Raw genomic sequence first — 24,102 nt, 5'->3', positions numbered from 1 at the left:
CTGTAGTAGCGTAGGAGAAAGAGAAACGTTGAGCGCGGAGACGAAGCTGCGTTCAAAATGAACCTCGACCAAACATGGGGATCACGCCACCCGATAGGCCACACTCAGGAGAGCATAGATGCAGGATCGTTGTTGCGATCTGCTCAGGTGTTACCCACTCATCTGCCATCGCACCATCGGCCCAAGCAAGATTGGCTTCGGTGCGGATCACGCTTGGAAGAATACAGTTGCATCGTATGCCTTCGCTTCGTCCTTCTTCTGCCACCGACTGGGTAAGTGATACGACGGCCGATTTTGAAGCCGCATAGAGTGATCTGTTCGGAACAGGGTGGACAACCGCCTGAGCGCCGATGGTGACGATGGAGCCCCCTCCATTCGATCGCAGAAGCGGAATTGTCGCCTGCATGACATTGAAGGTTGTTGTCACGTTCAACCGGAGCATGTGCTCAAGATCCGATTGCGTCGTTTGGTCAAGGGGCTTCCCAGCGGTGATGCCCCCAACAAGGTGGACCACGGCCGTCAGATCTTGGGGTATGTCGGGAACGAGCCTCTGCAGAACATTCTCATCAGCGAGATCGCCGTGTTCATGGTTCACTGCAAAGACGTTCCAGCCAGTGGTTCGAGCTTGGTTGGCAACCACGCGGCCGAGTCCGCCGGAGGAGCCGGTGATCAACATTGTGGGCATGGGATTCTTCAGCGGACGATGATCGGAAGGGTCTGTGACGAATTCTCGTATCGAAGAACGATAAGATATGCTCCGCGTTCGAGGTCCTCGGAAGTGCGCACTCGCACTCGATCGGCATCGAATGATGTGAATGCGCAAGGTATCTCTGTACCCATCGTGATGTGCACCAGACGAATGTCAATAAGGGGCTCTTTGATACCTACTACATCGATCACCCGAGTTCCTACAGAGAGCGGGTGATCTACGACCATTGGCTCAAGATGGGCTGTGATATCATCATTGACCGTGGTAACAGATCCCGGAAGGCGCACGCCACACGGCTTGATGACTGCGTTTCGAGGCAGAATGAACCATGATGTGTCGCGAGGGAAGGAACCGCGCCGTGAAGACCCCGTCACAGTTGCCTCGACTCGTGCATACATTTCATCGCGGAAGATCTGCGATTCTTCAATAGCGAACAGATACCAGGGATCATCAGAACGAAGTCCCTGCACCGTAGAGGTCTGTCCTGTGATCGGGTCCTTGATGATGAGTTTCACGTCCACAGCGAGGTCACAAAAGACCGAAGCCAACACCGTTCTCTTGCTATCAACGGTAACGATCGTTGGTGGACCGATCCCCGGTCCAAGATATCGTGCGGCAGCGGCAGCGTCGATAGAGCCGTAGCCGAGAACTGAATCGGGATCGGAAGAGAATAGCGACGATACCTGAAGTGCCTCACGAATGGTCCAAGGAGCCACATCTGGATAGAGTTCACGCAATAAGGCTACCTGACCGGCAACCATCGGCGTAGCCATTGACGTTCCCGACGAGAACGTGAACAGCCCGGAGACCTCCTGTCCGGCAGCGCCCATTCCAAGAGCAGCAAAATCTGGTTTCTGTTGTCCGTCGGCAGTTGGTCCCCATGAAGACTGTGGCCAGCGAGAGATGCCGTCGGTTGCCAGAGCGCCAACGGTAATGGCACTATCTGCATCGCCCGGCGTACTGAGCGTATTCTTAGCCGGACCGTCATTCCCGGCAGCGGTAACACAGATCATGCCCCGACTGGCTGCAATGTTGATCGCTCTTGAGGCGTACGTGGTCTTGCCGTCCAACGCAGAATATGGTGTTTGCGATTCTGTTGAATCGTAGATCCGATAGCCTAGTGATGAGCTTGAGACATCAGCCCCTTGCTGCTCAAGCCATATGATCGCCGCAGCATAGAGTTCTTCTTCGATCCTGCGTTCGTACCGCATGTCCTCTGACTTGGCAAGCAAGTAGGAGCCAAATGGAGCTATACCGATCAGTGAGTCCTGCTCCCAGCCGGCGATCACCGATAGAATGATGCTGCCATGTTCATCCTGCCGTCGAACATCGATCGGCTCGTTGGCCGTGACGGAATCACCGTAGATCACGTCATATTCTGCTTCAACATCTAGGTGAACAAGTGACGACATCGATCTCCACCGAAATCCATTGTCGATCATGCCTATACGGACATTCTTGCCATAGATACCGGCATTATGCAGAGGTGCTGTACCAAGGAAACTTTGCTGTCGATCGGCATATCCATACCGCGGTGCTTCACAGTCCAGCGGTTCATTCAGTCCATAGGAAATGCTCGACGTGGGAATCACCGATGTTACGAAGGGCAATCCCTGAACTTGTCCTTGTTCTGCTTCTGTTAGACCAACCGTAACGGAATTGAACCATGGCAGGACGATCAAGATGGAGTCGCTGATCGACTGAATCGAGTCGAGGTAGGGGGCATAGACAGGTGCATCGAGTGAATCGAGTACTGGACTCATTCCCATGCTGGATCTGCGTTCCAATGAGTTAGGGTGAAACCGGGCTAGGAGGGTGTCATAGACCGGCGTTCCGGGGACGAAGTCCACCGGCCCCTTATCCGAAAAAACAACACGGCAGGGTATACGCTGGGCAGTGCTCTTTTCCGTCATGGTTGCCATCGTCAGCAGAAGTACGAGCCACACGGCGGCTCTTTCGTAGGTTTGATGTCTCACGCAGGAATCCAATGTCAGAATCAGTGATTGTAGAACGCCGACCCGAGGCAATTCGTTCGGCACAGACAGCCTCGGCATGGATCGATCGAGCAGGTTGGTCATGGATTGTAATGACCGGTGCCGATCGGGTGGATCTGTTGCATCGTCTAACGACGAATGACCTAACCCGTCTCGTGCCCGGAAGTGGAATCCAGACCGTATTGCTCACGGAAAAGGCTCGAATTCTCGACGTTCTGACGGTGCTCCAAGACGAAGATCGTTGCTACCTCCTTGGTTCGCCGGAAACGTCTGCACAGACGATCCAATGGCTACGAAAGTACGTCATCATGGACGACGTGAAGCTGCAGAACCGCACTTCGACTGTGCACGCCATTGAGATCTGTGGGCCACGGGCCGCTGATACCGTCATCCAGCTCACGGGATTGGACGTGTCGGTCTGGGCAACAGGCCAATGGCAACATTGCCGTATCGAGTCCGGAAACGTGATCGTGGTTCGCGTCCCATCCATCTCAGAGGTTTCATACTGGCTTGTGGCAGACCCAGAAGCCGCCAGTGCTTTGTTGGGTATCCTCCATGAAAACGCCGATACAATACCTCAGCTCACCAACGAAGAAGCAGAATATCTGAGGGTGCTGGCCGGAATGGGAAAACACGGCCATGAATGGACAGATGCCTATAATCCGCTTGAGGCAGGTTTATTGCATCTTACATCGTTCACAAAGGGATGTTACATCGGACAAGAAGTGGTTGCTCGACTTGATAGCTATAACAAGGTGAAACAGAGAGTGATGGGATTGGTTTCTCAGGCAACGCTGGTACAAGGAGATCGTGTGGTATCAGTGGGACTGCCCATCGGGTCCGTAACGAGCGTTGTGCCCTCCCTGGAAGGGTCGCATACGCTGGCCCTTGCCTACGTTAGAGGTGAACATGCACATCCGAATACGTGGTTGACGATCGTAACCGACTCCGGTGACGTTACGGCTGAGCAAGTACTCCCGCCATTGCAGGATCCGTCATGCCAATAGTCTGGATCACGGGTGGAGCACGGCGTATCGGTAGGGGGCTTGCCCTTCGATTTGCCGCGCGTGGTTACGATGTGGCCTTCACCTATCACACATCACACGACGCGGCAGCCGCTACAAAGGCAGAGATAGAGAACAAGGGGCGTCGTTGCCTGATCACTCAATGTGACGTGGCGGATGACGTATCTCTTGGATCAGCACTTGAGACATTCGATCAAGAGCTTGGCACCGCAGATGTTGTGATCAGCAATGCCGGAGTGTTTCCAAAGCAACAAACGGTTGTCGACACCGGGCTCGAAGGTCTCAAGGAAACTCTCAGTGTGAATACCTTCCCACTCTTGACCATCGCAAGAGCATATCATGCAGTATGCGCACGGCGCGGTACGCAAGGTCGGTTGATCAGTATAGGTTCGCTCGGATCGATGGAGATTTGGAAAGATCGCATCGCATACAATGTCAGCAAGAGCGCTCTTCAGACATTGGCGCTTTCACTGGCTCGAGCACTCGCACCATCCATGACCGTCAACACCGTTGCTCCGGGTGCTATTGCACAACCGGAAGACGTAACATCCAATGACGCATCACTCATTGATGCATCTCGTATACCAATGAATCGGCATGGCAGCGTTGATGATGTCTTTGATGCAGTGTGGTTTTTTGCCACGGCCTCACCGTACATCACCGGCCAAACCATTGTTGTAGATGGCGGATATCGTTTGGTCCGCTGAAGCACTCCCTCTTTCCCATAGCATTTCTCGACACTCATGAACGCTTCTATGCTCCGTACTCTCCTTTTGGCCATCGTTACGCTGGCAATGACAATACCATCCATTGCCGGTACGGTGACCATCCTTCCGATGTCGCCCAAGGAAGGGGCTTCCATCACAATCGAGTACGTACCCGATGCAGTTGATGCGAACATCATCGCAGGTGGCAAACTGCATGCGGTTCTCTACGGGTTTGTTGCTGATGCTGAATCTCCACGTGCAACAGAAGTTGAACTCGAGAAGAGTGGCAATCGGTGGGTCGGAAAGACCACGCTGGCCAAGGGTATTGTGTATACAATAGTGAAGGTTGGCAATGGACTTCGGTATGACACGAACAAGGAACTCTTCTGGGAATTCCTTACTTCTGCTGAGCGAGGAACTGGCGTAATGGGTGCACATATGCGTGCCGCCTTAGCTCGTTACGGTCAACTCCCGGTTCCATGTCGCATGAAGGAGGATTACGCAGGGGCGGTTGAGGAACTCGAACAAGAAACGATGTTGCATCCCAACAACACAGCGGCACGAGTGAATTACATCCTTGTGATGAAGAACATCGGTCAGCTGGACGAAGCCGAGGCAACTGCAAAGCTGCGTGAGATCACAACATCCGTGATGCAGGCAACTACGCCTCTTGATGCAATTGCGCTCTCCCAGGCCTATGAAGTGCAGGGCCGGGCAGATGACGCTCAGCGTGTGATCATGGATGCTGTGTCTCGTTTTCCGCGAAGCATCGTTGATGAACAAGCTGCATTAGGACAGTTGAGCACGGCACCTACGATCGATGTGTTTATGGACAAGGCCGAGGATCACTTGCAGGCATGGCCGAATTCGTTTGCACGTCAGAACTTGATCGACGCAGTGGTCAAGGCAGCAACGCAGCAGAATGCACTTCGACAGCTCGTCAAGTTCCTCGACAGAACGAAGGGGATCACGGCGATGACCTATCATCAGGCAGTGAACTTCATCGGTGCCAACGATACCCTGCGTCCGGATGCTTTCAGACTCATTGAAGCCGGATTAGCTGCGGCCGATGATGATTCACGTCGACCAACCTTCGTCGGTCCATCTGAATGGCACGAAGAACAACGCATCGCAACCTCCCTACTATACTTTGTTCAGGGGGCTATCTACCGCGCCGAACAGCAACCGGCAAAAGCACTTGCGTCGCTCGAGAAGAGTATGGAGATCGGTGGCAACGAGACAGAGAAGAATTGTTATGACATGATGATCGGACTTTACCGTGATCAGCAGTCACCGAAGAAGGCCATTGCAGTTGCAGAACGGGCACTATCAACAGGCGCAGCTACTCAAGGAATACTCGACGCCTATCGTTTGCTCCAGTCGGCTGAAGGACTCGATAGTGTAGCCATTGCCACAAAGGAGAATACGCTTCGGAACAAGGGGCGCGGAGTACTTTCAGCACGCATCGCACGCGAGATGCTGAACCAAGCACCGATCGATGGTGCACTGACCACGTTGGATGGGAAGCCCCTTAAAATCTCTGATTGGCGGGGGAAGGTAGTTATTGTGGACTATTGGGCTACATGGTGCGGGCCTTGCAAACAGTCGTTCCCGTCACTGCAAAAGCTCTACGAACGTTACAAGAGCAACACCAATGTAGTCTTCGCCGTTGTGAATGTATGGGAACGTGTAGAGGATCGCACGAAGACGGTGAAAGACTTCTTGTCAACGAATAAGAACCTGACCTTCCCAATGTTCATCGATAAGGATGACAGTGTTGTTGCCAAGTATGGTGTTACCGGTATACCAACGAAGTTCTACATTGGCAAGGACGGTCGGATCCAATTCAAAGAAGTTGGATTCACGCCGGAAGAACAATTCTTGGAAGAGGCAACCAATCGCATTGAGGTTCTGCTCGCACAATAGTTCGATCAGGATCTAGACGAAAAGACACCCAGTGCTTCCGGTCCAAGGATCGGTGTTGTATCGTGCGCCCATGAGTGCACCACGTCCGCTTCTTCCGAGTGACATCACTGGTATTGGAGCGTCGTGTGAGTCTGGCCAGAGCAGCATCACACGGATCTCAACCTTGTTGTTTCCGTACGGTGTCTCGATGCATTCGGCATATGTCACCTTCTCTTGAAGGACCCAATTCTCCCGCTGGTCAGCAGGGATCGCACTGATGTCTTCACGAGTTGGGGATACGTTAACACCCTTGCCTGCGAACGAATACAGTGGCTTGAGAACGAAACGGTCAAGGTCTGACGGAAGCTCCGTGAGCTCGTGGAGAAACGATGTCTTCGGCACTGCCGGATGATCAAGGTAGGGCAGTGAATATTTACTGATCCGGAAATACCAATTTGGATGACCAGCCCATTCCACGTCGAGGTCATCGTTCCATGCAAAGTTCAGTTCAACACCCATATCGTTGAGTTCATCAACGATTGCACGATTGAAGATCCTCTTTAGGGGGGTGAGTGTTCCATCCTCAGATCTGACGAAAAGGTTTCGACCGTCTTTCACAACATTGCGAATGTTCACAGTTCGAAGACCGATAAGTTGCTCCATCGCAATGAAGTCAGGGCGTGTCTTTTGTGCGTCAGGATCCACCTCAACCAATGCCACTTCTTCAGGCGAATGAGAGCCATATATGCACTGTCGAAGGAGATCCACGTAGCGTTCATGATCGAGATCGCTGAAGAACGGAGTGGTCTCCCACATCTCATAGGCTTCACGCATACGCGAGGCATAGAGGTACTGATATCCAAGGAGTGACGGAAAACCCTGAAGCTCAATGAGTTTCGGTACCCACGCACCTTGATCGTTCTGACAAACAGCAAAATCGACAACGGAAAAGAGCGGTCGGTCATTCTCGTTGCGCACTGTAGTCTCCGGGGTGAGTGCGCGGTCGGTCTGAGCCAGATATGTCGGGCGGATGCATTGTTGAATGATCTCTACGGCCGCGGCTTCGAGATCACGCCGGAAATCATGAGAAACAAAGATCGGCATCTCACAGATCCGAAACGCGATCTCCATCCCTAGACCGGCTTGCAGTTCATTCTTGAATGATCGGTACGAGTCAGTGGTCACTCGTTCGATGAAGGCGCGTTGAAGATCCGGTCTCATACGGAGTACCTGCGTTTACCTGCAGTGAAAGTGGCCATGATTCGCGTGTCGATCAATTCGTCGGCGGTGCATTCTTCGAGATCGCGATCAACGATCACCATATCGGCATCGTATCCGATCTTCAAGGATCCTCTTCGGTACTCCATTCCTGAAGTGGCATGTGCTCCGGTTGTATAGGCTTCAATGGCTTCAGTGATGCCGATCCCTTCGTGGCCTTGCCAAGATTGCATCATTCCGCGCGGGACGCGGTCAACAAATGCAGAAAGTCCTGCAAGCACACTTGGCGACTCGATGGGGAAGTCGGATCCGGCACCGATGGGCACTCCAGCATCTAGAAGGCTGCGCCAACGGTACGCCCAGGAAAGTCGATCCGCACCAAGTCTGCGTTCTGCCATCGCTGCATCGCTGATACAATGTGATGGTTGCACACATGCGAACACCCGCAGATCAGCCATGCGCTGAATATCATCCGGATGAACATGCTGTGCATGTTCGATACGCAGAATCACATCTGAACCATCTTCCCATGATCGAACAGCTTCGTACGCATCAAGGACGTTGCGTACGGCGGCATCACCGATGGCATGGATCGCAATAGCCTGCCAGCCGGCATCCATTGCCTCTCGTGCCTTACGTGTCATTTCAGCAACCGAAAGCAATCCAACTCCGTTCGTTGACGGATCGTCCGAATACGGAGAACGGAGCAGAGCGCCACGTGAACCCAGCGCCCCGTCGGCATAGAATTTTACGCCGGCAAGTCGGTGAAACTCGCCCCCTGCTGGAAGAAGTCCGACCGTTTGCCATTCATCGTGATGTGCGCTTACGAAGGACTGGACCCGTACCGGCAGTGTACCTTGTTCCGCAAGAAGTCGGAACGGTTCGAGCCAAACATCGGCCACGTCCATATCATGGATCTCCGTAATGCCCATCGAAGCGCAATACGAAGTAGCAGCAAGGATCATCGAAGTGATGTCTTCCGGTGAATGAGCCGGGATAGCTTGTAAAAGGGGCTCCATCTCAGCGTCGACGAGAATGCCGGAGTGCTCTGTTGCATTAAGTCCAGCCTCCGCGAGCGCTGCAGTATTGACCCAGGCCGCGTGACCATCAACGCGCATGGCAACTACGGGTGTGTTGGGGAAGGCTGCATCGAGTGACAAACGAGTTGGCATTGAACGAGAGCTCCAATGCTCCTGATTCCATCCCATGGCACGGACCCATCCATTCAACGGTATCGCCACGGTACTCAGGCGTTGTACACAGTCCGACTCGTCAAGGGCCTCATGCAATGACACGAACGTACGTCGTTCACCGAGTCCGACGATGTGTGCATGATTATCGACGAATCCCGGGTAGACATGGCATCCCGGGAACTCGAACGAGTCGGTTTCCGTTCGTAGGATGGTTCCCGTTAGGCAGGGGAGGATAGCACGTATCCGGCCCCTTTCCACATGGAGTTCGGCGAACATGCGTCAGCTGCGCAAACGGATCTGGTCAATGCTATCGAGGTAGTCTTTCTTCTTGAGAAGCGAGGCCTCATCTTCAACATTGTTCGGGTCAGGTAGGCAACAGTCAACCGGGCAAACTGCTGCGCATTGAGGCTCATCGTGGAATCCCTTGCACTCTGTGCACTTGTCAGGAACGATAAAGTAAAACTCAGAGGAGAAGAATTCACCCTTGAACCCGGCCGGCGATGTACTGTCGTGATACTTCGCACCAGCAAGATCCCATTCCGCACCAGCCTCATAGATGGCCGTGTTGGGACACTCTGGTTCGCATGCGCCGCAGTTGATACAATCGCTGGTGATGTAAATGGCCATGGTCGTTCTGTTGCTCGTGTTGCTGTGTGGTGTCTTCTGTAGCTCCAAAATTAGGCATCTGCTGGACAACAATCTCTCCCTTATGCAACAAACACCGCACGAGTTCGTTTAGGGCGTCTCTCAATACCTATGCAAAATCTCCTCCTACGTACATCGATCCTCCTCGCAATGCTCACCACCGCGGTGGGCATTTCTCTTGCTGCAGTAGAACCCGACCCTGATAAGGGGGCTGTTAATGGTTTCATCGAGGATACTACGTCGAAAGAAACCCTTGTGGGAGCCACCGTGACGGTCAAGGGCACTAAACTTGGTGCCTACACGAACAAGAGTGGCTACTTCTCCATCTCCAATATTCCAGCGGGCGATCAGACGATCGTTATCTCCTCTATCGGATACCTCCGCAAGGAACTTAAGGTTCGTATCGAAGCCGGTAGCTCTGTGAAGCTCAGAGTTCAGATGGTTCAGTCGAAGACCACGACCAAGGAAGTTCTCGTTTCGGCCGAACGAGCAGAAGACAAGAGGCAGATCTCGATCTCCCAGGTCAACATTCCGATGGAACAGCTCTCCCAGATCCGTATCGGAGGAGAGGCCGACATTTTCCGGGCATTGCAAATGCTGCCAGGTGTTCTGTCCTCGTCTCAGATCTCGTCGGGACTCTACATTCGAGGGGGCTCTCCGGATCAGAACTTGGTTTTGCTCGATGGAATGACGGTCTACAATCCAACGCACCTCTTCGGATTCATCTCTGCCTTTAATAATGATGCTGTGAAGGACGTGGACCTCATCAAGGGTGGCTTCCCAGCAGAATACGGCGGTAGGATGTCAGCGGTGTTGAACATCACTCAAAAAGATGGCAATAGAGACCATGTTGAGGGACTCGTTGGCATCGGTCTCATCTCATCAAGGGCATCATTGCAGGGTCCTCTTGGTAACGGCTCTTGGTTCATCGGCGGACGGGCAACATATCTCGATCTTCTTCTGGGACTTCTTCCGGAGGATCCCGAGAGCCCCTTCCCGAACTTCAATTTCTATGATGTGAATGCCAAACTCACGCAGAATCTGTCTGATGATGACAAACTCTCGATCAGTGGTTTCCTCACGCGCGATAAGTTGAACTTCGAACAACCAGGGCTGTTGTTCAACGTTGGCATCGGCAACAGAGCAACGTCTCTCCGTTGGTCACATATCTATGCATCGGATCTCTTCTCAGTTGCAACCGTGAGTGCTAGTAGGTACGACAACGGTTTTGATGGAAATCAAGCCGGATTCCAGTTTGCGATCGATAACAGCATCACCGACTATTCGTTGAAGACTGAGTTTGAATGGTTCACGGCTGAGGATCTTACATTCAAATTCGGGTACGAAGGAACCATCTATAACTTCACATACGAGCAGAATACCTCCGGACGTACCGATGGATCTACAAACAATCAATCGTCCGTCTTCCTGCTTGATGTATGGGACAATATCCACTCGGTGTTCGCTCAGAACACATGGAACATCACTGATGCGGTGTCTCTTCAAAGCGGACTTCGTGCTAACTATTGGTCAAAGAGCGAACAGCTTCTCTTTGATCCGCGTTTAGCTCTTCGCTTTCAGCTGACGGATGGGGTGGCCCTGAAAGCTGCGTGGGGTATCTACCATCAGTATCTCCGTCTTGCTTCGGCCCCGGACTTCACGTTCTTCGATACGTGGCTGCCAACCGACAATACCGTTCCGGCTGGACGTGCTGATCACTATATCGTTGCTGTTGAGACGCAACCATTTGAAGGATTCGACTTTAACGTGGACGTGTACTACAAGAAGCTCTACAACATCAACGAGCTTCGGCAGAACAATACTCAGGCTCGTAAGGTCTCTGATGTCTTCTACATCGGAAACGGTGAAACATATGGAGCGGAGTTCTTCCTGCAGAAGAAGATGGGCCAGTTCACAGGATGGATCGGTTATGCGTTAGGCTTTGTGTATTCACAATTCGACAGCATCAATCAGGGCGTCACCTTCCGTCCTAAGTTCGACCGTCGGCATGATCTGAAGATCACGGGTCTCTTCCGCCTCAACGAACGCTGGGAGTTCGGTGCTTCGTTCATGTTCCAATCCGGCCAATCGTATACCGGTGCTACCTCATCGCTTGGCGGACGAATGCCAGGATGGGAAGGCGGGATCGTTATGGTGAACCCGTCGCAGCGCTGGGGTCTGCGTCTTCCGAGTTCGCATCAGCTCAATCTCAACGTCAATTACAATACAACGTTGTTCGACCTTCCGTTCAGGATCTTCCTCGACGTGTTTAATGTGTACTCTCGACGAGACATCTGGTTCCGGTTCTACGACACCACGGAGGCAATTCCAACGGTGACCGATGTGCGGTTGTTGCCGATCCTTCCAACGATCTCCTTTGAACTGAAATTCTGATGAAAACGCTTAGATCCATAACACTCACGATCCTGACCATCACGGCCTTTGGCCTTGTTGGTTGCGAAGATCCGGTACCAACGGACTACACAGAAGAAGTTGTCCTTGAAGGTTTTGTGATCGTTGGGGAGCCCCTTAACAACATCCGAGTTTTCCGTTCGCTGCCGATCACAGACACGTTTAAGATCGAGAATGCCTCGGTGAAGGATGCTGTCTTTACGGTGAAGGCCGATGGAACAGAACTTCCGATCGAGTTCGTGGATGATTCACTTGGCGGCACGTATCGTGCGATCGATACTGCCTATCGCGCATTGCCTGGGGTAACCTATACGGTTGAGATGCGAGCTCGCGGAAAAGTGATCACCGGGTCTACCAAAACGCCACCACTAATCTCCTGGGTTCGTCAACCTGCCGATACATTCCAATATCCTGGCATCAACAACGAACTTGTTCGAGATCCATCACTCGATATCTATTGGACTGCAGTTCCCGGCGTGACGCAATACATCATCTCCATGGAAGCAGTAGATACTCTTGGATATGGGAAGTATCTCACGCCTCCAACAGAAGACACGAACCGTCGAGTTCGAACAGAAGATCGATTTGATGACGGCACGCTCATCTCCAGTGAACGTACTCGATACGGCTTCGCACTACAACCGAGCACGCCAGTTGTCTGGTCGATCTTCAAGTGGTTTGGGAAGCAGGAGATCCAGATCCTCGCGCCAGATAAGGCGTTTGCCGACTGGTTCCGAATGGTCGGATTCGGTCGTCGAAGTCAATACGACTACAGACTCAGCAGTGTCAAGGGCGGCCTTGGCACATGGGGCTCAGCTTCAACGATCAAGTGGAGCAGCTTCCTGAAGAAGGACAAGCCGTAGGATGCTCTCGCCTTGACGTCGACCGCACATTTCGGTCACTACGTCTGCACAAGCTCTGAGATCGGCCGCATTGGCACCTACCAAGAACGCGCCACGAACATGGGAACGCAATTGGTTCTCCCGCTCCAATGCGGCGAGGATACCGACGATGCAGAGTTCGCGGCGAACGATATCCAGCTCTGGCCGACTTAACGTCTTACCGTAGCCTTCAACGATCATCCAGGAACTCAGTTCCGGTGTGATGGTCCCTAGTCGCTCCATCATCCTCTCGTAGACGCTGCCGTAGACGCGTTTGCAGAGCTGTTCGCCACGCTCCTTGAACGCTTGGACATCAAAGTCATCGGCATTCTTCCAGGTGAGTGTACCAAGGATCGACCGACACTCTTCATCTGCCACAGCAAGTGCTTCGAGGGCCACCGGGAAACCAGCAAAGAGGTAGGATTGGAGTAGTGCCTCGTGGAGGAGAACAGCATCGTTCATATCACGAACGAAGTGACGGATCGTTGATCGAAGCTGTTCAACGTTCCCTGTAACGGCGCTGACCGAGGCCATGATCAGGGCATCTGTTGTTGGGAGCGGATCATCGATCGAGGCATGACCGGCATCTTCATCTAGCGCTACGAGGTGACGGGATAGATCCTTCACCGCTGCGCCTCTATGACTGATCGAAAGTTTCTCTTCCTGACTATGCTCGGCATAAGTTCGGTTCGAGTCCAATGGCGTGAACATGGGATCATACCCAAACCCATGTTCACCACGCTCTTCCATACCGATCGTACCTTCACTCGTTCCGATTCCAAACAGTGTGCGCATGGCATCCATGTAGCACAACACACAACGAAAACGTGCACTTGAGTTCGTAGCACCGCGCGAGGTCAAGGACCGGCGAACCGCGTCTCTATTTCTGCTATCCGTAGCGCCTTCCCCGGAATAACGAGCCGAGAGAACGCCAGGCTCGCCGTCCAAGGCATCGATCTCCAGACCTGAGTCATCGGCTATCACAGGGAGACCGGTAAGTCTGTGTATTGTCAACGCTTTGATGTAGGCGTTCTCCTCGAAGGTCACGCCCGTCTCTTCGATCTGTACGTCCCCCAAGACCTGCGTCATCGGCACACAATGAACATCGATTCCCTGAGCGCGGAACGCCACAGTAAGCTCTTCTACCTTATGAGCATTTCCGGTTGCGATGATCACAGTTTTCATGGGGTGACTCTACTGGTTTGTGTTATCGCAGTGTGTTGATCGTTTCAAAAAGATCACTCATCATTTCTATGGTGTACGAGCCACAGGTCCCAATGCGCATGATACGCCCCTTCAATCGATCCTGTCCTCCTGCAACGATCATGTTCTGATCTGCGAGGGCATCGATGATCGACTGAACGGTGTCACCTTGCACAACAACCACACCCTTTGACGTAGCACAACCGAACTGCATCAGTCCCAGCTGTTCGGCGCAGTTTCGAACATAGTCCGCTAGGTAAGCGTGACGCTTCCATACATTTAGTAGCCCCTCATCAAGGATCATCGATAGGGCAACATCAAGACCGGCGATCAACGAGACCGGTGGTGTCCATGTGAAGAGCCCTCGTTCCTGATCCTTTAGAACCGTAGCAAGGTCAAGAGTATAGGTGCAGGGGGCATGTGATCGTATCCGCTCGATCATCCGCTGGCTTACAGCTACTACTGCCGCACCGGGTGGGCACATGAGGCCTTTTTGAATGCCCGCTACTGCTGCATCGATTTTCCAATCGGTCATCCGAAGAGGTTCGATGGCCAGCGTAAGAACACTATCGACCATCAAGAGTGCGTCAGGTGCTAAACGATGTACGACCTCTGAGATCTGCTCGAGATCGAGTGATACACCCGTTGATGTCTCGCTATGGACCAGCCAAACAGACGCGATGTCGGACAGGCTCGACAATCGCTCTTCAACCATTTCCGCGGTGATCTCCTCGCTCCATGCTACGCCAAGCTCTATGACGTGTGCTCCGTAGCGCTGGTTGATCGTGATCAATCGCTCGCCGAATCGTCCGTGGTGGAGAACAAGAACACGGTCACCGGGACGCACAGTAGAGGCAATACAGGATTCGATCCCGGTCATGCCGCTGCCGGAGAGAACAACAACGGGATCCTTTGTCAGAAACACCTGCTGCAGTCTATCCCACACACGCCGTGAAAGCTCACGAAACTCGTTGCTGCGATGATAGAGCAGTGGACGTGCACATGCTTCCGAAATGCTCGGTAGTACAGGCACGGGCCCCGGCGTAAAGAGACGTTGGCTCACCGGCGTGCCTCATAGAGAAGGATCGAAGCAGCTACCGCTGCATTGAGCGATTCCGTGCCGTGTCCGCCCGGGATGGTTATCGACATCGTAGCTAGGGCATTGATATCGTCATGAAGTCCATGTGCTTCGGACCCGATCAACAAGGCCCATTTTGACATATCGCGCAAAACGGCCGGTTCTGCTCCGCCTCGTGCTGAGGCAGCAATGATCGGTCGTTGTCCCAACTCAGGGATCATGTCGACGATCGTTCTCTTTCGCAGAACGTTTATGCGAGCCAGGGCTCCTGCTGTTGAGCGCACAACCTTCGGATTGTAGAGATCGGCACAGCCCTCACCCAGAATAACATCTGTGCAGCCGAACCACACTGCAGACCGAATGATCGTACCAACGTTCCCCGGGTCTGAAACAGCATCAAGGATCACCACCCGATCTCCCAATGGAGCTTCGGTGAAGAACGGAGCAACAAGCAGGATGTCTTGAGGAGCGGCGGCATCGGCCATGAGCCCCATATCCTTTGAACCCGAGCCATAGACGTTTGCGCCACGACGTTCGAATGCCTCGGCTATGGCTCTGCACTCCTCCGATGCATCATCACGTAGGACCACAGTTTTTGGATCAATACCTGCCGAAAGCAAATCGCCGCAAGCATGTGGCCCTTCAGCCAAAAACTGTTGAGTCTTCTCTCGTTCTGAACTTCGTTGAAGCTCACGAATTGCATTTCGTAGATTATGCGGACAGCGAGGACGGATTTCGTTCATCATGCAAACCTATGAAGAGCACGAAAGAACTACTGCGAGATAAACGAGAAGGGGCCTCTTGGACCACCGATGAAATGTCTCGTTTTGTGGAGGATCTCGTCCGGAACAAGGTGAGTTCCGCCCAGATCGGCGCCTTCCTCATGGCTGTGTGTTGCAGGGGGCTCACCGATCGCGAGACAGCTGACCTAACCCTGGCGATGTCGCGATCTGGTGTGTGCTTCCCACAAGGACTTTCACCAAGACCCTGCGTAGATAAACATTCAACCGGTGGAGTGGGGGACAAGGTCTCACTCCTATTGGCTCCACTTGCCGTGGCGTGCGGTCTTCGCGTTCCCATGATCAGCGGAAGGGGATTGGGTCATACCGGCGGAACCTTGGACAAACTCGAAAGCGTGCTCGGACTTTCAACCCAATTGTCCTTTGATGAGATGCTTCGCCTGCAACGAGATCACCATCTTTTCATGGCCGGTCAGACAGAGGATCTCGTTCCGGCAGATCAGATCACCTATGCCCTGCGCGACGTTACAGGCACGGTTGAAAACACCAGCCTCATAACGGCATCAATTCTCAGTAAAAAGCTCGCAGAGGGGCTGGACGGCCTTGTTATGGACATGAAGGTGGGCAGTGCTGCATTCCTGCCTACACTCGACGCTGCATATCGGCTGGCAGAGTCGATGCAGAATGTCTGCCGGAACGTAGGGTTGCCCGTTACCTTCGTTTTCACCCGAATGGATCAACCTCTAGGACGAACGATCGGGAATTGGCTTGAGATGGCTGAGGCCGAGATCGCACTGGCGACGTCAGCTGAGACGGATCTGGCCGAGGTCACCACCGTGCTCACGGCACATATGCTTCTTCTTGCCGGGAGAGCTTCTACGCTTGACGAGGCCAGAACGCATGTGATCCAAGCGTGGAGATCTGGTGCTGCCCACGTGGTATTCCATGAGATGATCTCACGTCAGGGTGGCCGATGGGCCGACAGCGTAGAGTACTATTCTGCTTTCACGCCACTTGAGGTTCGGGCAGAAGTTGCCGGAATTGTTGATCACATTGACGCCCGAGCATTGGCCATCTGCACAATGGAGGCGGGATCAGGCAGGCTTGTTGAGACAGATGTTATCGATCCAATTGCCGGACTCGTTCTGCTGCACAAGGCAGGCGATGTTGTGAATGCCGATGAGCCCCTTGCCTTGGTCTATGCTGCTGATGATCGGCAAAGAACTACACTGGCAAACAAGGCGTCCGGTTTGATCAAAACGACAACGGCCCCTGTGCACCAGGAGCCGTCGATGATCATCGAAACGTGGAGATGACGAAGGATCACATCGCCTTTTGAACGGCGGCAGTGAAAGCTTCCTTTGACTGCATTCCGATAATGCGTTGAACCACATTACCCTGGCGGTCAATGATGAACGTTGTTGGAATCGACTGAATGCCGCCGTAGGCCTCAGAGATCTGAAGGTTGTCGATGACATTGATGTACGGAATATTCATCTTTTCAGCGAACGTTTTCACCAATTGGAAACGGTCGTCCTTCTGATCTACGCTAATACCAAAGACAACAACACCTTTTGCGGCCATTTCGTTGGAAAGTGCGACGAGATCAGGAAGTTCGCGCTTGCACGGGCCGCACCATGTAGCCCAGATGTTCACAAGGACAACCTTACCCTTTGTTACCTCAGAGAACGAAACGGTCTTGCCGCCGTCCTTCCATGAGAAATCCACGGCCTTGGTTCCAACGCGTTTGGCAACGTTGTCAACCATGTAGACCTTAACAGGCGGAGTCTGTGGCGTACCACTTGTGCCGATAATAGTACCCGTGACGATCAGCGCCAAGGTTGCAAGTGCAAGGACAGTTTTCATTAGAGTGTCTCGAGTCGAAACAGTGCTGAAAATTCTTGTGTGTTCAGGTCAGAGACGGCTGAACACATCACCGTATTGCTTTGCCAAACAAATAGGGTGCCAACGTTGTCTTTTTCTTCCCAATGCCACCGGCTCTCCTTGACGTCCTTGGATATCTCGGCGGCCAATGTTACGGCACCGCTTTCAAGGGATGGCACATCCACTTCGAAAAGATAAACAAGGTGGGAGCCACTTCCATACACCAGGTGTGCGAACTTCTTATCGCCGTGCTGGGAGACAACACCGCCCTTCAATTCGGCATCGATCTGAGGGTAAAAGACCGTATAGGTAACACCTTGTTCGCGGAAGAACCGTTGAAGTTCTGCTGTGTCAGATGACGTGCGGACGAGTTTGATGTCTCCTCGGACCACGGACTGGAAATTGGCATAGGAGGCGGAAGACAATTCGAACAGGCTCGCTTTAGCAACGGTCGTTTCTTCAGAACCGGGCACGTTGCGATTGATCATCATGTAGATCCCTGTGATACCCAATGCAACGACAAGGGCAGCTGGGATCGCAACGAGGGGACGGGACAGGCGTTGGAGAAGCCGTTGCAGAAGCGACGGAGTACTCTCTGCCTTTGACTGTCGAACAACTTCTTCACCCAAAGAGAGCCGGATCGAGCGCTCAAGTGAAACAGGCACGGCGATCTTCAGTTGTTCCGTTCGATTGCGAATATTCGTTCGTAACGCACCGAGGAGTTCAACCTCTCGTTGAAACACAGAGTCGGTGGCAAGAAGGTGTTCAACGAAAGCGCGCTCATCAGCATCGTGAAGCTCTCCGTCGAGGTAAGCCGAGATCAGCTCGGTACGTTCGTATTGATGTTTCATCACTCGTTCCCTCCGTCTGGTACATGCGATTCCGGCATACCGGATCCTTCTGGGGCAACAGTGAACCCGCGACGTTTCGCATAGTCCGCCAATTGGCCAGCCAGGATCTTTCGTGCACGGTGCAGACGTGAACGGACCGTCCCAATGGGACAATCAATGAATTCGGCGATCTCTTCGTAGGTGAACCCCTCGATATCGCAGAGTAGGATAACAGTTCTGAATTCTTCCGGGAGGGCATCGATCGCACCAGCCACTTCATCATCGAGTGCTTGATTGAACATCTGTTCTTCAAGCACCGACGTTTCCATGGAGCTATCTCGAATGGTCTCGTAGAACTCCTCAACCACATCATACTCCACCGTATCCGGAGCCTTGGAGGTCTTCCGAAAACGGTTGATGTACGAGTTCTTCAGGATCCGAAACAGCCAGGCCTTACAGTTAGTTCCCCGTTCGAAGGACGCAAAGAAGCGAAACGCCTTCAGAAACGTCTCCTGCACGAGATCCGAGGCATCATCAGGATCCCGTGTGAGTCGCACAGCGAACGTATACAATGCCGACATATGCGGAATCGCTTCGGCTTCGAAGTCCTTACGAAGGGTATCGATGTCGGTCATAACAACGATATGAGTTGGGGACCGAGGCTCACCAATGGCGAAGCATTTCTGTCAGGAGTCGGACGCCAACACCGGATCCACCCTTTGGTGTGTAGTGTGATGCCTTTGGCTGAATACCCGTACCGGCGATGTCAAGGTGGACCCACGGATACGAGACAAAGTGCTTTAGGAACAATGCCGCTGTAATGGACCCTGCATAACGACCACCAGAGTTCTTGATATCGGCATAATCACTATGGATCAGCTCGTTGTACTCATCGTACAGCGGAAGTTCGCACACATACTCATTGGTCTTGTCGGCAGCAACGCGAAGACGATTCTTCGTCTTTTCATCTGTACCCATCATGCCGGTTGTAACAGTACCAAGGGCCACAGCAATAGCACCAGTAAGGGTGGCAAGGTCGATAACCGCACTTGGCTTGTAACGGTCTGCATAGCAAAGAGCATCCGCAAGAACGAGTCGGCCTTCTGCATCCGTATTGTCGATCTCAGCGGTCTTACCGTTCATGAACGTCAGAATATCGCCGGGAACATAGGCCGTTCCGCTTGGCATGTTCTCTGTTGAAGGCACAAGGGCAACCACATTGCGCTTGAGTCCAAGCTTTGCGATCGTGTACATGGTACCGATCACCGAGGCTGCACCGTGCATGTCACTCTTCATATCGCTCATACCGGCGCCCGGCTTGATCGAGATACCGCCTGTGTCAAAGGTGATGCCTTTGCCAACGAGGACAAGGGGCTTCTCGTTCTTTGGACCCTTCATGTATTCCATAACGATGAAGACCGGCGGACGAACGCTTCCGGCGTTAACGCCAAGAAGACCACCCATCTTGAGTTCTTCGATCTTCTTCTTATCCAGAACAGTGGTTTTAAAACCTGCCTTGCGACCGGCCTCTTGAGCACGCTTCGCAAGTGTTTCTGGATAGATCTCATTGTTCGGGGCGTTGGCGAGGTCACGTGCAAGGGTTACGCCGTCGACGATGTTTTCGCCGATACCGGCACCCTTTGTGACGGCCTTCTGGTGGGCCTTGTCGGTAACGAGGGTTACCTTCTTGACCATGCCTCCATTGCCGCTTCCTTCTTCCTTTATGGTCTTGTATTTGTCGAAGCGGTACTGACTCAGGATCGATCCTTCTACGATCGCCTGCGCGATCGAAGCACTATCAATGCCATTGATCGTTGCGATCTCAAACGCCACATGTCCGCAATTGCTGGCAGCTGCACGTTTCGTCGCTGCTGCTGCGGCACGGCGGATTTTCTCTAGCGTCACGCCCGATGCTTCACCGAGTCCAACGAGGATCACACGCTGAGCTGCCGTTGCAGATCCGCCGTAGGCCAGAATCGTCTGATTGGCCTTCCCTGTGAAGTCCATGGATTCAAAGACCGGAGTAAGGTGCGGGATCTCTGACGTCAAAGCCTTTTCAGATGCTTTGAAATGTTTGTCGTCCTGAGCAACAAAGACAACAATGGCGTCGGCTTTGGCCGAACGGCGATTTCCAACGATACAAGAGACGGACATGGAGATCTCGGGGGTTCTTGATGGAGAATACGACCGGCAAAAGTACGGAACTACCGAGTCTTACGGTGCAAAGACATGATAGAGTCGGAACGAAACGTCAGGTTTTGGACCAACAGGAAGCCGTACATAGCCCCCTTTCAGCCATAACTGAAGCTGATCTGCATAATGGGCATGAAGGGGCTGACCTGACGATCCTCCGGGGACAACACTGTATTGTACGCTGTCCTGCATATCGGAGATCACGCGCATGCTGGCGGCAACTCGGGTAGCATAGGGCTGAGCGATGTTCCACTCGCTATTGTTGAGTGTTGTATGGCTACCCGAGATATCGAATGGGCCCTGATTCATCACAGGGCGCATGAGCTCATTGGAGCCGAAGAGATGCGGGAATGTCACAGTGTGCATCATGCCATACTTCCATGCAGTATCGCGGTCGTTCTTAAAGGTCACCCGCAATTCTCTGATGGCTTCGATGTAGGAACGGATGGCGATCCATGCCATGTCTTCTCGTTGCGGGGTGCGCGTATCATCCCAGAGAACATGAGTTGGGTCATCGAGGAGCTCGTCGATCCTGCGCATCGGGATGTTGCTTACGAACGTCCAATCGTAATAGAGCTGCTGCCCAAGTTCATCTTCGAAGGTATTCCACAGAATGCGTTGGAGAAGAGCGGCATAGATGCTGGCAGAAACATCGATCGAAGACTGCGTGCCGTCCCACATATCCAACGTCTTGAGTGCTTGCTTCTCAGATTCGGCGTATCTATTCATTCCGCGTTTCAAGACTGGGATGATCCGCTCCAGAAACTTCTTCGTGAACGGGGACACCACGTCCTGCTGCATCACCTGTACATCACGAACACTCGGATCACGATAGATGGCAAGGAGTTCATTGATTCGTTGAATGCGTGATGAAGGCTCAAAAAGTGTACCGATGAACACATCGGTTCTAGGTGAGGTGCGGTTGTTGGCTGAGGCAACGAACCCGCGCGATGGATTCACTAACACTCCCATCGTTCGGAGCGGGATCACGCCAGACCAGTCGGCACCAGCTACCCATGAAGGTATCGGCAAGTGCGGATCTGCGCTGCCACGACGAGGAACAACACCGGCAACAACAGTTCCCACTGTACCACTTGCCGTTCCAACGCTGAAGTTCAATGCCGGGGCAACCCACGTTTGGGTGGCCGTCACGAATTCATCAAATGTCTTGCTCGTGTTGATCCTGTACAATGCGAGAATCTCATCACTTCTGTATCGAGCTGTCCAGCGAAGAGTGAGACACGAGGTGTTCAAAACCTTGGCCGACATCTGTCTGGGCATCCCGAAGTAGATCGATGGATCTTTCATGAGATGGACATCGGAAACAACGCAGGATCTGTTGGTGAATCGCAGATCGATCAGTGAATCGGGCTGATCCTTGATGCGGATCGTATCTCTACGATACTTGAACTTCACCCGTCGTCCCTCTGCATCAAGGTAGTAATTGGCATTCTTGGGATCAACACGCTCGGCAACGTAGTCTACATCATCCACCATGGCGTTGGTGAAGCCCCATGCCAAGTTGTCGTTTCGGCCGGAGAAGACGAAGGGCAATCCCGGAATACTCAGGCCGATCACATTGAGTCCGGGTGCACTAAGGTGGTTTTGATACCACTTTGGCGGCATGGAAACAGAAAGGTGGGGATCATTGGCAACGATCGCACCACCACTTGCCTTCTTCACGGCCCAACAGTTGCTGCCATAGCTTGAACCGTGCATTCCCAGCGCACTACGAACGTCAGCAAGCATGCGCTGCATACCGGGCATATGTGCTGAACCCAGCTGTTGTGGGTCATTGCGTTTGGAGAGCGTCGTATCAGAACGTGTTGCACTTGTAGTATCAAGCACGTAGGGGGCGCCAGGACCACGTGGCACATACATGCGGTATGCATCTGGTCCACGTTGGAGTGCAATCTGCGCGTAGGCGATGTCGGTCCAGAACGCAAGACTTATCTCAAAGGCCATGGTTCTGCCTACAACAAGGCAATCCTCAACGGACCAAGGTTCCGGTGTGTATTCTAGCGCATCAAACTCAAACGGTAGCTTTCCTTCATTGTCACGCAGGTAGGCATTAACGCCATCGCTATAGGCCTGCATGAGCCTACGTGATGTTGGATCGATGGTTCGAACATTCAATGCAACGATTCCGGCAATGTCAACGGCACGCATGAATGCGTCTACTTGGACGAGTTTCGGACCGAGGATCTCGGCGAGACGACCACGTCCGGTTCTGCGCCATACATCCATCTGCCAGAGTCGATCCTGGGCATGTGTATACCCCTGAGCAAAGATCACATCGTCGATCGAGCGACCGATGATATGCGGGATACCAAATGAGTTTCGAAACACGCGGACGGTATCGTGAACCGCTGCCTGTGATTCAGAATAGGGAACTGGATGACTGCGCGTTGCCAGTCTAACGGCAAAAAAGGCAAAACAGATAAGGAGGATCACGAGTGTGATCGCAATGCCAATGAACCCCTGAAGCCAGCCTCGGATCATAACCACTTCTGCTCGCGATACCAGCGCACGGTGTCGCTCAGTCCATCCTTGAGCGAGATCTCCTGTCGATATCCCAGATCCTTGCGTGCCTTCTCCGTACTACACGTCCAGTACTTCTGAATGATGTCCACACCCTTCTCATAATCGAGTACGGAAGGTTTCCCAAGCATCTTTGTCACGCCGCCGGAAACGCCGGCGATCCCAAGAACCAGGAAATGCGGGAGCCGCACTTTGAACAATCTTCTCTTACCGAGGAGTGCACCTGTGAGCGTGGCTACTTCCGGCCAGGTATATGTTTCGTCTGAAGAGATGTTGTACGTCTGTCCAACGGCAACAGGAGCAAAGGCAGCGTCAACAATGCCGCGAGCAAGATCTCGCACATGCACCAGACTTACTCGTTTTTCATCGAATCCGATGAACGTGGCTAGCCCCTTATCAACGGCTTGAAAGAACGTAAGGATCGCAGAGTCTCTTGGACCGTAGACGGCCGGCGGCCGAACAATGGTCCATGGCACGTCATTCATACTCCGAACCACATCCTCAGCCATCTTCTTCGTCCGACCATATGCCGTGATGGGATGAAGGGGCTCATCTTCTGTCTTTGGGTGATCGGCGTCTCTGGAAGGACCACTAACGGCAAGTGAGCTCAGGTGGAGGTAGCGCGTCAGACCCGGTCGATATGTTCTGATGGCATCAACAAGGTTCTGCGTTGCATCAAGGTTGCCACGACGGAATTCAGCTTCATTCTTGGCTGCCGTGAGACCTGCCACGTGGATAACAACATCTGCACCCTCCACAGCATCTTTGAGAGAATGCAGATCGAACAGTGATCCATCAACACGCTGAACCGGTTTGCCTTCGAGCCACCGCATGTTACTCGTAGAACGAGCGATGAACGAGACCGTGTGGCCACGTTCGAGTAGTACATCGACAACATGACTGCCGACAAATCCGGTTGCACCGGTAACAAGGACGTTCAAGAC

At 52.9% G+C, this 24,102-nt stretch carries 20 protein-coding genes; 6 read left to right on the top strand and 14 right to left on the bottom strand.

The genetic code is table 11. From position 1 onward, the window contains the following. Positions 1–52 precede the first annotated feature (52 nt). Both IPI29_07505 and IPI29_07500 read right to left on the bottom strand, forming a co-directional pair. Entirely contained in the window at positions 53–685 is a 633-nt protein-coding gene (locus tag IPI29_07505) for an SDR family oxidoreductase (protein ID MBK7412384.1), read from the bottom strand. A gap of 8 nt (positions 686–693) precedes the next feature. Next, a complete protein-coding gene (locus tag IPI29_07500; protein ID MBK7412383.1) occupies positions 694–2,631 on the bottom strand; it encodes a S8 family serine peptidase in 1,938 nt (645 codons plus the stop codon). A gap of 65 nt (positions 2,632–2,696) precedes the next feature. Between IPI29_07500 and IPI29_07495 the strand changes: the two genes are divergently transcribed. Genes IPI29_07495 through IPI29_07485 form a run of 3 tightly spaced genes read left to right on the top strand, consistent with a single transcriptional unit; the run spans position 2,697 to position 6,361 of the window. Continuing rightward, a complete protein-coding gene (locus IPI29_07495) occupies positions 2,697–3,710 on the top strand; it encodes a hypothetical protein (GenBank protein ID MBK7412382.1) in 1,014 nt (337 codons plus the stop codon). Further along, complete coding sequence (locus IPI29_07490; protein ID MBK7412381.1) at positions 3,701–4,435, top strand: SDR family oxidoreductase; 735 nt, start codon at positions 3,701–3,703, stop codon at positions 4,433–4,435. Before IPI29_07495 ends, IPI29_07490 begins: the two co-directional genes overlap by 10 nt. 48 nt (positions 4,436–4,483) lie before the next feature. Next, positions 4,484–6,361, top strand: a complete 1,878-nt coding sequence (locus tag IPI29_07485) for a redoxin family protein (protein ID MBK7412380.1) — start codon at positions 4,484–4,486, stop codon at positions 6,359–6,361. Between the two features lie 12 nt (positions 6,362–6,373). On the opposite strand, the gene IPI29_07480 is transcribed toward IPI29_07485, so the two are convergent. From IPI29_07480 to IPI29_07470, 3 genes are read right to left on the bottom strand one after another with little or no spacing between them, the layout of a single operon-like run. Continuing rightward, a complete protein-coding gene (locus tag IPI29_07480) occupies positions 6,374–7,561 on the bottom strand; it encodes a hypothetical protein (GenBank protein MBK7412379.1) in 1,188 nt (395 codons plus the stop codon). Next, on the bottom strand, positions 7,558–9,027 hold the full coding sequence (locus tag IPI29_07475; GenBank protein ID MBK7412378.1) for an amidohydrolase family protein: 1,470 nt from the start codon (positions 9,025–9,027) through the stop codon (positions 7,558–7,560). Before IPI29_07475 ends, IPI29_07480 begins: the two co-directional genes overlap by 4 nt. Before the next feature lie 3 nt (positions 9,028–9,030). Beyond that, positions 9,031–9,378 carry a 4Fe-4S dicluster domain-containing protein gene (locus tag IPI29_07470; protein ID MBK7412377.1) on the bottom strand — a complete coding sequence of 116 codons (348 nt, stop codon included), beginning with the start codon at positions 9,376–9,378 and terminating at the stop codon, positions 9,031–9,033. A gap of 129 nt (positions 9,379–9,507) precedes the next feature. On the opposite strand from IPI29_07470, the gene IPI29_07465 reads away from it, so the two are divergent. Next, complete coding sequence (locus IPI29_07465) at positions 9,508–11,790, top strand: TonB-dependent receptor (GenBank protein ID MBK7412376.1); 2,283 nt, start codon at positions 9,508–9,510, stop codon at positions 11,788–11,790. Further along, positions 11,790–12,671, top strand: a complete 882-nt coding sequence (locus tag IPI29_07460) for a DUF4249 family protein (GenBank protein ID MBK7412375.1) — start codon at positions 11,790–11,792, stop codon at positions 12,669–12,671. Before IPI29_07465 ends, IPI29_07460 begins: the two co-directional genes overlap by 1 nt. Here the strand turns inward: IPI29_07460 and rdgB are convergent. The 3 genes from rdgB to IPI29_07445 are packed head-to-tail and all read right to left on the bottom strand — an operon-like array spanning position 12,627 to position 15,560. Further along, positions 12,627–13,874, bottom strand: coding sequence for an RdgB/HAM1 family non-canonical purine NTP pyrophosphatase (gene rdgB, locus IPI29_07455; GenBank protein MBK7412374.1), 1,248 nt, complete (start codon positions 13,872–13,874; stop codon positions 12,627–12,629). The two genes, IPI29_07460 and rdgB, sit on opposite strands and share 45 nt — an antisense overlap. 22 nt (positions 13,875–13,896) lie before the next feature. Then, positions 13,897–14,955, bottom strand: coding sequence for an alanine--glyoxylate aminotransferase family protein (locus IPI29_07450; protein ID MBK7412373.1), 1,059 nt, complete (start codon positions 14,953–14,955; stop codon positions 13,897–13,899). After that, positions 14,952–15,560 (bottom strand): RNA methyltransferase, encoded by a 609-nt coding sequence (locus IPI29_07445; GenBank protein ID MBK7412372.1) that lies wholly within the window; start codon positions 15,558–15,560, stop codon positions 14,952–14,954. Before IPI29_07445 ends, IPI29_07450 begins: the two co-directional genes overlap by 4 nt. A 164-nt stretch (positions 15,561–15,724) precedes the next feature. Here IPI29_07445 and IPI29_07440 point away from each other — a divergent pair, with 164 nt between their 5' ends. Beyond that, positions 15,725–17,026: a thymidine phosphorylase gene (locus tag IPI29_07440; GenBank protein ID MBK7412371.1), complete on the top strand. Its 1,302-nt coding sequence runs from the start codon at positions 15,725–15,727 to the stop codon at positions 17,024–17,026. A 7-nt stretch (positions 17,027–17,033) separates the two neighbouring features. Here the strand turns inward: IPI29_07440 and IPI29_07435 are convergent, their stop codons facing one another. Genes IPI29_07435 through IPI29_07410 form a run of 6 tightly spaced genes read right to left on the bottom strand, consistent with a single transcriptional unit; the run spans position 17,034 to position 24,099 of the window. Continuing rightward, positions 17,034–17,576, bottom strand: a complete 543-nt coding sequence (locus IPI29_07435) for a TlpA family protein disulfide reductase (GenBank protein MBK7412370.1) — start codon at positions 17,574–17,576, stop codon at positions 17,034–17,036. Then, on the bottom strand, positions 17,576–18,445 hold the full coding sequence (locus tag IPI29_07430; protein MBK7412369.1) for a zf-HC2 domain-containing protein: 870 nt from the start codon (positions 18,443–18,445) through the stop codon (positions 17,576–17,578). Before IPI29_07430 ends, IPI29_07435 begins: the two co-directional genes overlap by 1 nt. Beyond that, complete coding sequence (locus tag IPI29_07425; protein MBK7412368.1) at positions 18,445–19,059, bottom strand: sigma-70 family RNA polymerase sigma factor; 615 nt, start codon at positions 19,057–19,059, stop codon at positions 18,445–18,447. The genes IPI29_07430 and IPI29_07425 overlap by 1 nt, the downstream gene beginning before the upstream one ends. Before the next feature lie 28 nt (positions 19,060–19,087). Next, positions 19,088–20,578: a leucyl aminopeptidase gene (locus IPI29_07420; protein MBK7412367.1), complete on the bottom strand. Its 1,491-nt coding sequence runs from the start codon at positions 20,576–20,578 to the stop codon at positions 19,088–19,090. Positions 20,579–20,638: 60 nt separating this feature from the next. After that, the gene (locus IPI29_07415) at positions 20,639–23,119 is read right to left on the bottom strand and encodes a penicillin acylase family protein (protein ID MBK7412366.1); all 2,481 of its coding nucleotides are present in this window, start codon (positions 23,117–23,119) and stop codon (positions 20,639–20,641) included. Continuing rightward, complete coding sequence (locus IPI29_07410) at positions 23,116–24,099, bottom strand: NAD-dependent epimerase/dehydratase family protein (GenBank protein ID MBK7412365.1); 984 nt, start codon at positions 24,097–24,099, stop codon at positions 23,116–23,118. The genes IPI29_07415 and IPI29_07410 overlap by 4 nt, the downstream gene beginning before the upstream one ends. Positions 24,100–24,102: the final 3 nt, after the last annotated feature.

The sequence above is a fragment of the Ignavibacteria bacterium genome (genome assembly GCA_016707005.1).
Taxonomy (GTDB): domain Bacteria; phylum Bacteroidota; class Ignavibacteria; order Kapaibacteriales; family Kapaibacteriaceae; genus UBA10438.
Note: the sequence above shows the minus strand (reverse complement) of the source record. Positions and strands in the feature narration are given on the sequence as shown.